General features: G+C 61.5%; 12 protein-coding genes and 1 pseudogene. 8 read left to right on the plus strand and 5 right to left on the minus strand.

Going from position 1 to position 13,548, the window contains the following annotated elements:
- Nucleotides 1-55: 55 nt before the first annotated feature.
- A pseudogene (locus HBO12_RS18595) lies at nt 56-2,269 on the minus strand (beta-galactosidase); the annotation flags it as partial.
- Between the two features lie 88 nt (nt 2,270-2,357).
- The gene (gene dinG, locus HBO12_RS18600; RefSeq protein ID WP_032858113.1) at nt 2,358-4,502 is read right to left on the minus strand and encodes an ATP-dependent DNA helicase DinG; all 2,145 of its coding nucleotides are present in this window, start codon (nt 4,500-4,502) and stop codon (nt 2,358-2,360) included.
- 99 nt (nt 4,503-4,601) lie between these two features.
- Between dinG and HBO12_RS18605 the strand changes: the two genes are divergently transcribed.
- Nucleotides 4,602-5,066: a CopD family protein gene (locus tag HBO12_RS18605; protein WP_170042912.1), complete on the plus strand. Its 465-nt coding sequence runs from the start codon at nt 4,602-4,604 to the stop codon at nt 5,064-5,066.
- A gap of 110 nt (nt 5,067-5,176) precedes the next feature.
- Here the strand turns inward: HBO12_RS18605 and HBO12_RS18610 are convergent, their stop codons facing one another.
- The 3 genes from HBO12_RS18610 to HBO12_RS18620 form a co-directional block, all read right to left on the minus strand.
- Entirely contained in the window at nt 5,177-5,935 is a 759-nt protein-coding gene (locus HBO12_RS18610) for a collagen-like domain-containing protein (protein ID WP_169955482.1), read from the minus strand.
- A complete protein-coding gene (locus HBO12_RS18615; RefSeq protein WP_170042913.1) occupies nt 5,928-6,218 on the minus strand; it encodes a DUF1145 domain-containing protein in 291 nt (96 codons plus the stop codon). The genes HBO12_RS18610 and HBO12_RS18615 overlap by 8 nt, the downstream gene beginning before the upstream one ends.
- 179 nt (nt 6,219-6,397) lie before the next feature.
- Nucleotides 6,398-7,093: a PA1041 family peptidoglycan-binding anchor lipoprotein gene (locus HBO12_RS18620; RefSeq protein WP_170042914.1), complete on the minus strand. Its 696-nt coding sequence runs from the start codon at nt 7,091-7,093 to the stop codon at nt 6,398-6,400.
- Nucleotides 7,094-7,283: 190 nt separating this feature from the next.
- Between HBO12_RS18620 and HBO12_RS18625 the strand changes: the two genes are divergently transcribed.
- The 7 genes from HBO12_RS18625 to HBO12_RS18655 all read left to right on the plus strand — a co-directional run bounded on the left by HBO12_RS18625 (nt 7,284) and on the right by HBO12_RS18655 (nt 13,521).
- On the plus strand, nt 7,284-7,781 hold the full coding sequence (locus tag HBO12_RS18625; protein WP_170042915.1) for a DUF6231 family protein: 498 nt from the start codon (nt 7,284-7,286) through the stop codon (nt 7,779-7,781).
- Nucleotides 7,782-7,783: 2 nt separating this feature from the next.
- On the plus strand, nt 7,784-8,254 hold the full coding sequence (locus tag HBO12_RS18630) for a YchJ family protein (protein WP_057439866.1): 471 nt from the start codon (nt 7,784-7,786) through the stop codon (nt 8,252-8,254).
- An 87-nt stretch (nt 8,255-8,341) separates the two neighbouring features.
- Nucleotides 8,342-8,833, plus strand: coding sequence for an LEA/WHy family protein (locus HBO12_RS18635; protein ID WP_169955478.1), 492 nt, complete (start codon nt 8,342-8,344; stop codon nt 8,831-8,833).
- Nucleotides 8,830-9,036: an SEC-C metal-binding domain-containing protein gene (locus tag HBO12_RS18640; RefSeq protein ID WP_034137262.1), complete on the plus strand. Its 207-nt coding sequence runs from the start codon at nt 8,830-8,832 to the stop codon at nt 9,034-9,036. Before HBO12_RS18635 ends, HBO12_RS18640 begins: the two co-directional genes overlap by 4 nt.
- 155 nt (nt 9,037-9,191) lie before the next feature.
- On the plus strand, nt 9,192-9,836 hold the full coding sequence (locus HBO12_RS18645) for a glutathione S-transferase N-terminal domain-containing protein (RefSeq protein ID WP_169955477.1): 645 nt from the start codon (nt 9,192-9,194) through the stop codon (nt 9,834-9,836).
- Between the two features lie 217 nt (nt 9,837-10,053).
- Nucleotides 10,054-12,495 (plus strand): penicillin acylase family protein, encoded by a 2,442-nt coding sequence (locus tag HBO12_RS18650; RefSeq protein ID WP_170042916.1) that lies wholly within the window; start codon nt 10,054-10,056, stop codon nt 12,493-12,495.
- A 243-nt stretch (nt 12,496-12,738) separates the two neighbouring features.
- The gene (locus HBO12_RS18655; RefSeq protein ID WP_169955475.1) at nt 12,739-13,521 is read left to right on the plus strand and encodes a transporter substrate-binding domain-containing protein; all 783 of its coding nucleotides are present in this window, start codon (nt 12,739-12,741) and stop codon (nt 13,519-13,521) included.
- Nucleotides 13,522-13,548 lie beyond the last annotated feature (27 nt).

The raw sequence follows: 13,548 nt of genomic DNA on the forward strand, positions 1-13,548 counted from the left end.
CTCGGAAAAGACTTGCGTTAAATGGCGCCCATTGTTCCAGTCATTACGGGGTTTGGGAACCCGTTGCCGCGTGGGCGACCTTGGCTTTTTCGGCTTCCCGACCCAACTGCTGGATCGCCGCCAGATTGCTTTTACGCACACTGTCGACGAAGCCCTGGAACGGCACATCGGTGATCCCCACCAGGCCGAAATGGCCATTTTCACCGTCCAGCAAACGCCCGGTCACCGGCTGGTCGAGGTACTGGAACCAGTGCACACCGACAATCGACGGCTCGGCCATGGCCTGCTTGAGGAAGGTCGCATAGGCCGGGCCGCGCGCCTCTTCCCTGGCCAATGGCGTCAAGCCGCCCCAGAACGGGCCACGGTCGGCCGAGCCGACGTTGAACTCGCTGATCAGTACCGGCTTGTCCAGCGCGCGCAGGGCGGCGAAGTCATGACCGTCCTGGGGCTTGAGGGTGTACATGTTGAAGCTCAGCACATCGCAATACTGGGCGCAGGACGCCACGGCTTCCGGCGTGCTGACCGCATAGCGGCCACCCAGCAGCAACTGGTTGGGCGCGTGCCATTTCAGCGCATCGGAGATGGTCTTGAAGTAGGCGTCGGCGAAAGTCTTCTGGAAATACTGGAAATCAGCCTCGATTTCCGGATGCTCGGGGTTGGGAACCGGCGGCTCGAAGCCTGGATCTTCCATCAACTCCCAGCCAGCCAGGTGAATGCCCCAGGCTTTGGACAGGCCGTCTTCGTTGCGATATTTATCGCGCAGTTGCTTGAGGAACGCACGTTTGGCCGGCACATCGGTAGTCATGCGCAGGGTGCCATAGGCCAGGGCATAACGGGATTTCGCATCATTGCCAGGACCGGCCCATGCCAGTTCGTTATCGGCAAAGAAGCCGATCAACCAGGGATCGTCGCGATGGTCACGGGTGGCAATCGCCACGGCCCGCTCGGTGGCCATGGCAAAGCGCGGGTCGAAAGGATCGGGCATGCCGCCCCACCAGTCGATCCCGGTGCTGATACTGGTGTAGTCGCCAATGATCGACAGCGCCAAGGTGTAAGGCACGCGATCTGCGCCAACCAGCTGCGGGGCGCTCCAGTTGCCGACGGTATTGAAACCCCAGGCCTGCAGGCGGTCCAGGGTGTGGCCGACCCAGCGTGCCTGGTCGAAACCTTCGGAGCCATATGTGCGTTGCAGATTGGCCCCGTAGAAATCGTACCAGCGCCCCACATTGAAGCCGCGCCCGACATCCGCGCCATTGCCGCCACGGTTATCGCCACTGCCATAATATTTGTCGAAGGGTTCACCCGCCTTGGGCAGTGCGCCAAACATCCACTCGCGGCCGGCGACATAGGTCTGGCTGTTGGCCGGGCTCACGGTGTTGACGCCCAGGGAGTAGAACGGATGCCCCAGCGGAGTCACCAGGTACCAGCGCCCGTCGCGCTTTTCGGTGCGAAAGAAACCGCTGGCGTCAAAGGCCGGGCCCTTGGTCCAGCCGCCAAACTTGTCCAAATTGGCCTTGTCACGCTCCGCGAGCCAGCCCTTGAGCAGTTGCTGCTCCTTGGCGGCCGCAGCCTTGAGTTGTTCGTCGCTGCTGACTTTTTCCGGCCAGCGCGCGCGGGTGGACTGCCCATAGGCATCCACCAGCTCACTGTAGGCGGCCTTGAGCACCGGTTCGCTGCCCTGCACGCCAAAGCGCTCCAGCAGGATGCTTTGCGGGGCGACCGGCTGGATCATCGACAAAGTGACCGAGACCACCTGGCTGCGGTCGATTTCCCCAGCACTGGCGGCCAGCATCACACGCTGCCCGTCCACGGTGATCGGCATCGGCGGCCCGGCCTTCATGCCCTGGCTCAAGGGCGAATTGGCTTGCAGCGGCACCAGCAGGGTTTGCGCAGGCCCCGCCGGCAAATCGATACGACTGACCAGGGTCTTGCCGTCGCTGCTCTGCACCTTGACATACAAGGTCAGCGCCCAGTCCATCGCACTCTGGATGCGCAGGCTCATGGCAGTCGATTGCGACCAGTCCCACACCCCGCTCTGCGGGCTGAGCACCAGGCTAGGCTGTGCCGCCGGGTTGAAGGTGATGCGGCGCAGCACCTCGCCCTCCGGGGTCTGTTCGGCGTTGTATTGCGGCAAGCTGGCGTCCTGGGTCGCTACCTTGACCACATCGGCCGGCCGGACAAAGTTGAACAGCGTCTGTTGCCCGGCCGGCGCGGCCAGCAATGGCGCGGCGAACAACAAGGCAAAAAGAGCAGGCAGCGTGCGGATCATACGAACAAGGTTCTCCCAATCGGCCGGTGAATGGCCTGATGACATACATGAGATAGACCACGAAGTGGGCGAATTCGCCCACTGTGGATTAAGAAATTTCGCGCCGGAAAGGCGGCAAGGCATTCAGGATAGCCTTGCCATAGCGCTGGGTGACCAGACGGCGGTCGAGCAAGGTGATGGTGCCCCGGTCTTCTTCGGTACGCAGCAAGCGGCCACAAGCCTGGACCAGCTTCAACGAGGCGTCCGGCACCGAGATTTCCATGAACGGATTGCCGCCCCGGGCTTCGATCCATTCGGCCAGCGCCGCCTCGACCGGATCGTCCGGCACCGAGAATGGGATCTTCGCGATCACCACGTGTTCACAGTAGGCGCCGGGCAAGTCGACACCTTCGGCAAAGCTCGCCAGGCCGAACAACACGCTGGAGTCCCCGCCATCGACCCGTGCCTTGTGCTTGTTCAGGGTTTCCTGTTTCGACAGGTTGCCCTGGATAAACACCTGCTTGCGCCAGTCACGGTCGAGGCCGTCGAACACGTCCTGCATCTGCTTGCGTGACGAAAACAGCACCAGGGTGCCCTTGGAACCTTCCACCAGCGATGGCAGGTCACGAATGATTGCTGCGGTATGGGCCGGCGCGTCCCGTGGGTCGGCCTTGAGGTCCGGCACCCGCAGCACACCGGCGTCGGCATGATGGAACGGGCTGGGGACCACGGCGGTGACGGCTTTTTTCGGCAGGCCGGCGCGCATGCGGAATCGGTCGAAGGTGCCCAGGGCGGTCAGGGTGGCCGAAGTCACCAGGGCGCCGTAGGCCACGTTCCACAGGTTGCGTCGGAGCATTTCTGCGGCGAGGATCGGGCTGGCGTTGACCTCGATATCGAACAGCGCGCCGCTCTCCGACAGCGTCAGCCAGCGGGCCATGGGCGGGTTATCTTCCGGGTCTTCAACGGTGAAGGCGGTCCATAACTCCCAGTTGCCCTGGGCGCGGGACAGCAGGCTGCCAAACAACGGATACCACTCTTCGGCCTGGTTGCTGGCGATGCCGATATTGACCTCGCCATCCATGCCTTCCTTGAGCAGGTCGGTCAGGCGCGTGAACAGATCGGTGAGGCGTGAGAAGCCCTTCTTCAGCTCCACGCCCATCTCGCGCATATGCTCGGGGATCAGCCCGCCGACAAAACGATGGCGCGGCCGTTCGCGGCCTTCGACGTCTTCGCCAGGCTTGAAGTCCGCCACCTGCTCGCAGGCGCTGAACATGAACTGTTGCTGGGTCTTGATCTCCCGCGCCAGCTCCGGCACCTGCTCGATCAGCTTGCCCAGGTCGCCCGGCAGCGGATGCTGGGCCAGCAGCTTGGTGAGGTTCTTGGCGGTGGTTTCCAGCCAGTCGGCAGTGGAACGCAGGCGCGTGTAGTGGGCAAAGTGGCCGATGGCCTTGTCCGGCAAGTGGTGGCCTTCGTCGAACACATACAGGGTGTCGCGCGGGTCCGGCAGCACAGCGCCGCCGCCCAGGGCCAGGTCGGCGAGGACCATGTCGTGGTTGGTGACGATCACGTCGACCTTGCCCATGCCTTCGCGGGCCTTGTAGAAGGCGCACTGGCCGAAGTTGGGGCAATGCCGGTTGGTGCACTGGCTATGATCGGTGGTCAGGCGCGCCCAGTCGGCGTCTTCCAGGGCGTTGGGCCAGCTGTCGCGGTCACCATCCCACTTATTACCGGCCAGCTTTTCGATCATGCTGGTAAACAGCTTCTGGCTGGCCTCATCGACTTCGATCTTGAAACCTTCTTCTTCGAACAGCGAGGCCGTGGCGGTTTGCGCGTGGCCTTCCTGCAGCAGCACATCCAGCTTGGACAGGCACATATAGCGGCCACGCCCCTTGGCCAGGGCAAAGGTGAAGCTCAGGCCGCTGTTGCGCATCAGGTCCGGCAGGTCTTTGTAGACGATCTGCTCTTGCAGGGCCACGGTGGCGGTGGCAATCACCAGGCGCTTGCCGGCGGCCTTGGCAGTAGGAATCGCCGCCAGGCTGTAGGCCACGGTCTTGCCAGTACCGGTGCCGGCCTCGACGGCCACGACCGCAGGGTCGCCACTGCGCCGGCCTTCATCGTCGGTGTCGATATCCCCGAGGACCTTGGCCACTTCGGCGATCATCAGGCGCTGGCCGTAGCGCGGTTTCAAGCTCTTGGCTTCGAGAAAACGCGAGTAGGCGCCCTGGATCGTGGTTTTGAGTTCAGTGCTGATCATGGATAGTCGGGCGCAAAAAACGCTGGATAAATTTTCAGTGGTTCGGATCGGCCGCTATCATACCCCGCTAATTAATCCCGCGCAGAACGGAGTACCTCAATGACCGTGTTTAGCCTTGCCTACACCCTGCATGTATTGGCCGCCCTGGTCTGGGTCGGTGGTATGTTTTTCGCCTGGATGATCCTGCGCCCAGCCGCTGTGGCGGCGCTTGAGGGGCCGGCGCGACTTAAACTGTGGATGAATGTGTTTCCGCGTTTTTTCGTGTGGGTTTGGGTCGCGGTGCTGATCTTGCCGATCAGTGGCGTTGGATTGTTGCAGTTGCGCTTCAACGGGTTTGAAACCGCACCGCGTTATGTACAGGTGATGATGGGCCTGTATGTGGTGATGACGGCGCTGTTTATCCGCATCCAGGCGTTACAACTGCCTGAACTGCGCACGGCCGTGGCGGCCGAGGACTGGGCGACTGGCGCGCAGGCGCTGGGAAGAATCCGAAAGTTGGTAGGGATCAATCTGATTGTTGGGTTGGTAGTGGTGGGTGTGGCTTCGGCCCGGCCGATGTTCTGAGGGTGTTCCTCAGTGCCTCATCGCGGGCAAGCCCGCTCCCACACTTTGATTTGTGAATACCTTAAAAAGGTGGGAGTGGGCTTGCCCGCGATAGGGCCGGTGCCAATCGCTCAAAGCCGCTGGATGCTCACTGAACCGGCAGGCCCCGCCGGCCCAGCCTGGCCTTCCAACCCCGGCCGGCCTTTCTCGCCGCCGTCGGCGCGATACACCAGGCAGCCCTTGGACACCCCGCCCTTGCCCGGCTTGCCGGCCACACCTGGCAAGCCGCCTGCACCGCCATCGACCCAGACCTTGATCTGCTCGCTCGGATAGTCCTGCGGCAATTCGATACGCACCGCCGCGCCTGCGGCCCCCGGCAGGCCGTCACCGCCGTTGTCACCATTGGCGCCACGCCCGGCCGAGCCCCAGGTGCACCCCGGGTCTTCACCGTTGGCGCCATCCAAGCCGCTATAACCTTGGGCGCCGGTGCCGCCACGGGCATCGACGGACAGTTCCGCCGCGCTCAACTGGTTGATCCGCAAGGTCAGGTCACGCCCAGGCCGGGCCGGTTTTTCATGGGTGCCGGGCGCGCCACGGGAGGTGATCTGACTGCCATGTTCCAACTGCGCATGCTGCACCTGCAATTGCAAGGCCCTGGCGCTGGGCACGATGGCGATCCGCGCTTCGCGGCCCAGGTGCAATTCGTCGACAGTGACCTGGGTGATATTGGCCGGAATCAGCAAAGTGCCATAGTCGGCCACTTCCAGGCGCTCCAGCTGCAGCACGCTGGTGCTGTTGGGCAAGCGCAGCAACGAGTTGGTCTCGACACTGACGCTTTCGGCCAGGGCGATGGGACTGACCAATAGGGCCAGGAGTAAAACCTTACGCATGATTGGCATCCTTGTTGTCGTGGTCAGCCGCAGGCGCAGGCAGGCTCTTTATATGGAACATCCCCAGCAACAGGATCAGCAGGCGGTCACGCCAGGGGTGGGAACGATGTTTGACGCTGGCGTTGAACAACACCAACTCCAGAAGATGGACCAGCAACAACAGGCTGCCGACCAGGTTGACCAACAGATGAAATGGATTGGTCAGCGGTTTGAACAGATTGACCAGCACAACCGCCCAGAACAGCAACGCCAGCAATTTCCCCACTCGCAACAACAGCTTCATGCCCTACGCCCCCTGCACATTATTCTTTGGGCGCACAGTAACGAGTTCTACAGGCGATTTGCCAGTGAAGGATTAAAAAACTTGAGAAGGCGGCGACTTGGTGGCCAGATCGCCGAGATTCATCGGACACAGCCGTAAGAAATGCCCCTGGCAACACCCAGGGGCATATCAGAAATGTCTTAGCGGTTGATTTGAATTTCCACGCGGCGATTCAGGGTACGACCGTCGGCGGTTTTGTTGTCGGCCACTGGATGGGTTTCACCGGCGCCCGTCACCGACACAAAGTTGCTACGGGGCACACCGGCGCCGACCAGGTAATCAGTGACCGAATGCGCGCGTTTTTCCGAGAGCCTTTGGTTGTAGGCATCTTTACCGACGCTGTCGGTGTGCCCGCTAACCCGCAGTTGGGCGCTTGGCGCTTCCTGTTTCAGGCGTGTGGCGATGGTATCGAGCTTGGTTTTATCGGCAGCCGTCAGCCGGGCCGAGTCGAATTCGAAGTGCACATCACGAATCACGATGGTCTCTTCCTTGACCACCACCACTTCTTCGACGACGACCGCCTCAGGTACTGGCGGGCAGCCATTGGCATCGACCTGCAAGCCCTTGGGGGTGCCCGGGCACTGGTCGCGGCTGTCGGGCACGCCGTCGCCGTCTTCGTCAGCGTCGCCATGCACCCAGCAATAGGCGCCGGCCATGCCGCCGATCAACAACGCCCCACCGCCGGCCCATGAAGAGCTTTCAGTAGCGCCCAGTGCAGCACCCGTCACGCCGCCGAGGGCAGCACAGGTGGGCCAGTCGGTTTTTTGCAAGCCTGCGCAACCTGTCAATACTCCGGTTAGCAGAACCAAAGGTAGAGCTGTCCGCATGATGCTCATTTGATTTCTCCTGAGGGGATCGGCCGCAAGCCGATGGGTGGAGTAAAGACCGCGATTTTCATCTGCGCCAGGCCGCCAACCCCCGTATTCATTGGCCGAAGTGGCTTCTGGCGAGCAACAGGCCAGCGTGCGCTCTAGGCCCGCACGCTCAAGCAGGCTAGTCTTCACGGTTCTGATGTGAGGATCTTCGATGACCGCCGGCAATTCTTCCCGTACGCCGCAGCAAGCACTCGCTGCCCTGCTTGATCGCCAAGCCCCCAAACGCCTGCTGGTATTGGGCGCCGGCCACTTCCCTGCGCTGGATGCATTCAAGCAGGCCCACCCAGACACCGTGGTCTGCACCGCAGGGCCTGGACCATTGCCACCCGAGTTGGCCGCCCAGCGATTTGACCTGGCCCTGGTGGTCGACTGCCTGGAGCACCTGTCAAAACGTGCAGGGTTGGAGCTGCTGGGCGGCGTGCGCAACCTCAACGCCAGCCGCATCGCCGTCCTCGCCGACCTGGAGGCCTGCAGCTGGAAGGACACTGATTTTTTCTCCCTGGCCTTGCAGACCAGCGAGCATTTTTGCCGCGACAATCAGGTACTGACGCTGTTTACCTACGATCTGCTTGAATACAAACAGGTGCCGGACTGGCTGAACGCCCGGTTCTGGGCCAACCCGGAAAACTTCGGAAAGTATTGGTGGTAACCATGAGTACATCCATTTGCCCTTGCGGCAGCGGCAACTTGCTGGATGCCTGCTGCGGCCATTACCACACTGGCCACCCCGCGCCCTGCGCCACCGCGTTGATGCGCTCACGCTACAGCGCCTATGTGCTGGGGCTGGTGGATTATCTGGTGGCGACTACGCTACCGGCACAACAGAACGGCCTCGACCGTGATGCCATTGGGGCCTGGAGCGCGCAAAGCACCTGGCTGGGTCTGGAGGTGGAAAGTTCCGAGGTGTTTGGGGGGCAGCCGGAACATGCCTTCGTTACCTTTACCGCGCGCTGGCATGACAGCACCGGCGAACACAGCCACCGGGAACAGTCGTCTTTCGTACAGAACGACGGGCGCTGGTACTTTATTGATCCTACGGTGGAGGTGAAGGCCGGGCGTAATGATGCCTGCCTGTGCGGCAGTGGGCAGAAGTTCAAGAAGTGCTGTTCCAGTTACCTGTAAAAACCACGGACACCGCGCTAAACCACACAACTCTCGTCATCGTTGACGACCATCGCCGGCAAGCCGGCTCCTACAAGGGATTGCGTCATGGTCAGCCGATTACGAACCTATAGCTGTTTACTGATACTGACCGTTGGCCTCTCGGGCTGCGCGTCCTGGTTCGCCGATGACACACCGGCGCCACAAATCCACCTGGTCAAGGTCGAGTTGGTGCGCGCCAAGCTGCTGGAGCAGAAGTTCAAGCTGCACTTTCGCGTGGATAACCGTGACGACTCGGACCTCACCGTGCGCGGGCTGATCTACAAGATCAGCCTGGCTGACGTGGAGCTGACCGAGGGCGAATCCAACGAGTGGCTGACCATACCGCCCAATGGCCGGGGATTTTTCAAGGTCACGGTGCGCACCAACCTGTGGCCGCAGGTGCGGGAAATCGCCGACCTGTTGAAAAACCCGGACCGCCCCATCCCCTATCGCCTGGAAGGTGAGCTGAAAACCGGATTATTCATCGGTAACGACGTGCACGTGATGCGCAATGACGAGATAATCCCCGGCGATTTTATTCCGGAGCGACACCAATGACTCAGCAACCCCATGTCCATGGTCCCGACTGCAACCACGATCACGATCACGATCACCACGATCACGACCATGGCCATGTCCACGGCCCGAACTGCGGCCATGCCCATCAGGAACCGGTGCGCAACGCCCTGAAGGACGTTGGCCGCAACGATCCATGCCCATGCGGCAGCGAGAAGAAGTTCAAGAAGTGCCACGGCGCCTGATACGCGTCTCGCAGGAGCCGGCAAGCCGGCTCCTACAGTTCTATCGATAGACGCAAATATTTCATTGAATTTTCGGCAGGTGGACACTACCTATACCTACAGGCACATCAGCGGGCGCCCTGTCCGTTCAAGCATCACCAATCCTGGAGAGCTTCATGATCGACCTGTATTACTGGACCACTCCCAACGGTCACAAGATTTCGTTGTTCCTGGAAGAAGCCGGCCTGCCCTACGAGGTGCACCCGATCAACATCGGCCAGGGCGACCAGTTCAAGCCAGATTTCCTGAAGATAGCTCCCAACAACCGTATTCCCGCCATTGTCGACCGGCAACCGAGCGACGGGGGCGCACCGATTTCCCTGTTTGAATCCGGCGCCATCTTGCTGTACCTCGCGGAAAAAACCGGCCAGTTCCTGCCCAAGGACCTGCGCGGTCGCCAGGAAGCGTTGCAATGGCTGTTCTGGCAAATGGGCGGCCTGGGCCCGATGGCGGGGCAGAACCACCATTTCAGCCAGTTCGCCCCGGAAAAGATCCCTTACGCCATCAAACGCTACGTGGATGAGACCGCACGCCTCTATGGCGTGCTGGACCGGCGCCTGGCCGACCGCAGTTTCGTCGCTGGCGAGGCCTACAGCATTGCCGATATGGCGATCTACCCGTGGATCGTGTCCCACAAATGGCAGAGCCAACGCCTGGAAGACTTCCCCCATCTGCACCGCTGGTTCAACCTGATCAAGGAACGTCCGGCGACGGTGCGGGCCTACGACCTGGTGCAGAAGGTCAACCCGCCGAAATCCTGATCATGCCCTGTAGGAACTGGCTAGCCGGCGAAGATCGTCAACGAAAACGCCGGGTGCCTGGATAAGCGTGGCGCCTGGCAGTTTTTCGCCGGCAAGCCGGTTCCTACAAGGCTTTGTGAGTGTTTGAAAAAATTAGCATCGCCTCCCGCTTGCGTCGGTTCGCCGCGCTCACTAACGTAGCGCCTTTACTGACGCTACCCCCCGCAGGAGCTTTGCCATGGCCTCGCCAGCCCTCTCACGTTTTCTTCCCCGGTTCGGCGTTGCCGCGGCAGTGGCCAGTGCCTTGGGCCTGGCCGGTTGCCAGTCACTGAACAGCCAGGACACCCTGCCCCCCGTTTCCGGCGTGCAGCCGCTCAAGGGCCTGGCGCAGAATGTTTCCGTGCGGCGCAACAGCCAGGGCATGCCGCTGATTGAAAGCAATACCTTCCACGACGCGCTGTTCGCTCTCGGTTACGTGCACGCCAGCGACCGGATCAACCAGATGGTCACCCTACGGCTGCTGGCCCAGGGCCGCCTGGCAGAGATGTCCGGGCCGGACGTGCTGGATGTCGACCGCTTCATGCGCGCCGTCAACCTGAAGAAAAGCGCCAGCGAGCTGTACAACGCCTCCTCGCCGCGTCTCAAGCGCTTCTTTGAAGTGTATGCCCGCGGGGTCAACGCCTACCTGTTCCGCTACCGCGACAAACTGCCGACGGACCTGACCCAGACCGGCTACAAGCCCGAATACTGGAAACCGGAAGATTCGGCGCTGCTGTTCTGCCTGCTCAATTTCAGCGAGTCGGCCAACTTGCAGGAAGAGTTGTCCGCCCTGGTACTGGCGCAAAAAGTCGGCGCCGACAAACTCGCCTGGCTGACCCCAAGCTACCCGGACGAACCGCTGCCTACGGCAGAGTCCGACAAGCTCAAGGGCATCAATCTAGGGCAGATTCCCGGCGTTGCCGCGCTCACCAGCCTCAACGAGCACCTGGCCAGCCTCAACACCCTTGGGGTTTCCACCTCCAGCAACTGGGCCATCGCCCCGCAACGCAGCCGCAGTGGCCGCAGCCTGCTGGCGAACGATCTGTCGACGCCGATGCAGGCACCCTCCCTGTGGAATTTCGTACAAATCCGCGCGCCGAAATACCAGGCTGTCGGGGTGTCGATTGCCGGGATTCCTACGCTGCTGTCAGGTTTCAACGGCAAAGTGGCCTGGAGCATGAGCCAGGTGTCCGGCGATACCCAGGACCTGTTCCTGGAGAAGGTCAAGCGCCAGGGCAGCGCGCTGTACTACGAGCACAACGGCAAATGGCTACCGGCCATCGTGCGTAACGAAACCTTCTTCGCCAAGGGCCAGCGGCCAATTCGCGAGGCGGTGTACGAAACCCGCCACGGCCCGCTGCTCAACAGCGCCCAGTCGCTGACCAGCGGCTACGGCCTGGCCCTGCAAACCGCCGACTTCAAGGACGACAAGAGCCTGGATGCGTTTTTCGACCTGTCCCGGGCGCAGAACGTGGAAAAAGCCTCGGACGCCAGCCGGGAGATTCGTGCGATCCCGCTGAACATGGTGTTTGCCGACGCCAGCAATATCGGCTGGCAGGTCACCGGGCGCTTCCCCAACCGTCGCGAAGGTGAAGGCCTGTTGCCATCCCCAGGTTGGGACGGGCGCTTTGACTGGGACGGCTATGCCGATGCGATGTTGCACCCCTATGACCAGGACCCGCCACAGGGTTGGGTCGGCACGGCCAACCAGCGCAGCGTGCCCCATGGCTATGGCATGCAACTGTCCAACTCCTGGGCCGCGCCGGAGCGCAGCGAGCGCCTGGCGCAGCTGGCCGGCAACGGCAAGCACGACAGCCGTAGCGTGATTGCCATGCAGTACGACCAGACCACGCTGTTCGCCGCCAAACTTAAAAGCATGTTCCAGGCACCGGGCATGGCCCAGCCTCTGAAACAGGCGATCGATGCCCTGCCGGCCGCCGAACGTTCCAAGGCCCAGGAGGCTTTGGGCCGTCTGATGGCGTTCGACGGGCGGCTGGCGGCCACCTCGGCCGACGCGGCGATCTACCAACTGTTCCTGCAGGAAAGCGCCAGGCAGATTTTCCTCGACGAACTGGGCCCGGAGTCCAGCGCCACCTGGAAAGCCTTTGTCAGCAACGCCAACCTGTCCTACGCGGCCCAGGCCGACCATCTGCTGGGGCGTGAAGACAGCCCGTTCTGGGATGACCTGCGTACCCCTGGCAAAGAAGACAAACCGGCGATTCTCGCCCGCAGCCTGGCCGCCGCGATCAGCGCCGGCGACAGCCAGTTGGGCGCCGATCACAAGGCCTGGCAGTGGGGCAAACTGCACAGCTACACCTGGAAAAACACCAGCGGCCAGACGATTCGCGGCCCATTGGCAGCAGGTGGCGATCACACCACGTTGAACGCTGCGCCCTACAACTGGGGGCAGGATTTCGCCACCACCCAGGTCCAGGCCCTGCGCATGATCGTGGATTTTGGCCAGGTGGAACCGATGATGGGCCAGGGCGGGATCGGCCAATCCGGCAACCCTGCCAGCCCGTACTATGCCAACGGCATCGATCCGTGGCTCAAGGCGCAGTACCTGAGCTTCCCGATGCAGCCGCAGAACTTTGACAAGGTGTATGGCAAGACCCGATTGACCCTGGTCCCAGGGAAATAACCCCATGTAGGCGCTGGCTTGCCAGCGCCTACAGTTCGTGAGCGGCCCGCACTGCAATGGTGCGCAAGATCTGTAGCGCCCGATATCGGGCGCGCCTCACGTCGCCCCTCGTGTAATCCCACCAATTAAAAAGACTATTCAGAACTATGGTGCAGAAATTGCTACTTGCGATACGTCTGACACCGTTCAGTAACAGTCCTAATCGCGCCACAAGCGCTTATCTTGGTTTCCAGGGATTACATAATGAAAAAAGCATTGCTGACCCTTTCTGCACTCGCGCTGTGCATGGCCGCCGGTACCGCCTTGGCCAAGGAATACAAAGAATTGCGTTTTGGTGTGGACCCTTCCTACGCGCCGTTTGAATCCAAGGCCGCCGACGGCAGCCTGGTGGGCTTCGATATCGACCTGGGCAATGCCATTTGTGCGGAGCTGAAGGTCACCTGCAAGTGGGTAGAAAGTGACTTTGACGGCATGATCCCCGGCCTCAAGGCCAAGAAGTTCGACGGTGTGATTTCGTCCATGACCGTGACCCCGGCCCGCGAGAAGGTCATCGACTTCTCCAGCGAGCTGTTTTCCGGCCCCACTTCCTACGTGTTCAAGAAAGGCTCCGGCCTGAGCGAAGACATCGCGTCCCTCAAGGGCAAGACGGTCGGGTATGAACAAGGCACCATCCAGGAAGCCTACGCCAAGGCCGTGCTGGACAAAGCCGGGATCAAAACCCAGGCCTACCAGAACCAGGACCAGGTGTACGCCGACCTGACCTCGGGCCGCCTCGATGCCTCGATCCAGGACATGCTGCAGGCCGAACTGGGCTTTTTGAAATCGCCACAAGGTGCCGATTACGAAGTCAGCAAGCCGGTGGACAGCGAAATGCTGCCGTCCAAGACAGCCGTGGGCATCGCAAAAGGTAACAAAGAGCTGAAAGCTCTCTTGGATAAAGGTATCAAAGCGTTACACGATGATGGCACCTACGCCACTATCCAGAAAAAACACTTTGGCGATCTGAACCTCTACAGCGGCAAGTAACGCTGCGGCGCCCACCCCGGAGCGGGG

The sequence above is a fragment of the Pseudomonas sp. WS 5059 genome, from assembly GCF_012985525.1.
In the GTDB taxonomy this organism is placed as follows: domain Bacteria; phylum Pseudomonadota; class Gammaproteobacteria; order Pseudomonadales; family Pseudomonadaceae; genus Aquipseudomonas.

Coding starts and splice junctions, on each gene's coding strand:
- HBO12_RS18605 (WP_170042912.1), top strand. CDS start 4,602: ATGACCGTGTTTAGCCTTGCCTACACCCTGCATGTATTGGCCGCCCTG.
- HBO12_RS18645 (WP_169955477.1), top strand. CDS start 9,192: ATGATCGACCTGTATTACTGGACCACTCCCAACGGTCACAAGATTTCG.
- HBO12_RS18650 (WP_170042916.1), top strand. CDS start 10,054: ATGGCCTCGCCAGCCCTCTCACGTTTTCTTCCCCGGTTCGGCGTTGCC.
- HBO12_RS18635 (WP_169955478.1), top strand. CDS start 8,342: ATGGTCAGCCGATTACGAACCTATAGCTGTTTACTGATACTGACCGTT.
- HBO12_RS18640 (WP_034137262.1), top strand. CDS start 8,830: ATGACTCAGCAACCCCATGTCCATGGTCCCGACTGCAACCACGATCAC.
- HBO12_RS18625 (WP_170042915.1), top strand. CDS start 7,284: ATGACCGCCGGCAATTCTTCCCGTACGCCGCAGCAAGCACTCGCTGCC.
- dinG (WP_032858113.1), bottom strand. CDS start 4,502: ATGATCAGCACTGAACTCAAAACCACGATCCAGGGCGCCTACTCGCGT.
- HBO12_RS18655 (WP_169955475.1), top strand. CDS start 12,739: ATGAAAAAAGCATTGCTGACCCTTTCTGCACTCGCGCTGTGCATGGCC.
- HBO12_RS18620 (WP_170042914.1), bottom strand. CDS start 7,093: ATGAGCATCATGCGGACAGCTCTACCTTTGGTTCTGCTAACCGGAGTA.
- HBO12_RS18610 (WP_169955482.1), bottom strand. CDS start 5,935: ATGCGTAAGGTTTTACTCCTGGCCCTATTGGTCAGTCCCATCGCCCTG.
- HBO12_RS18615 (WP_170042913.1), bottom strand. CDS start 6,218: ATGAAGCTGTTGTTGCGAGTGGGGAAATTGCTGGCGTTGCTGTTCTGG.
- HBO12_RS18630 (WP_057439866.1), top strand. CDS start 7,784: ATGAGTACATCCATTTGCCCTTGCGGCAGCGGCAACTTGCTGGATGCC.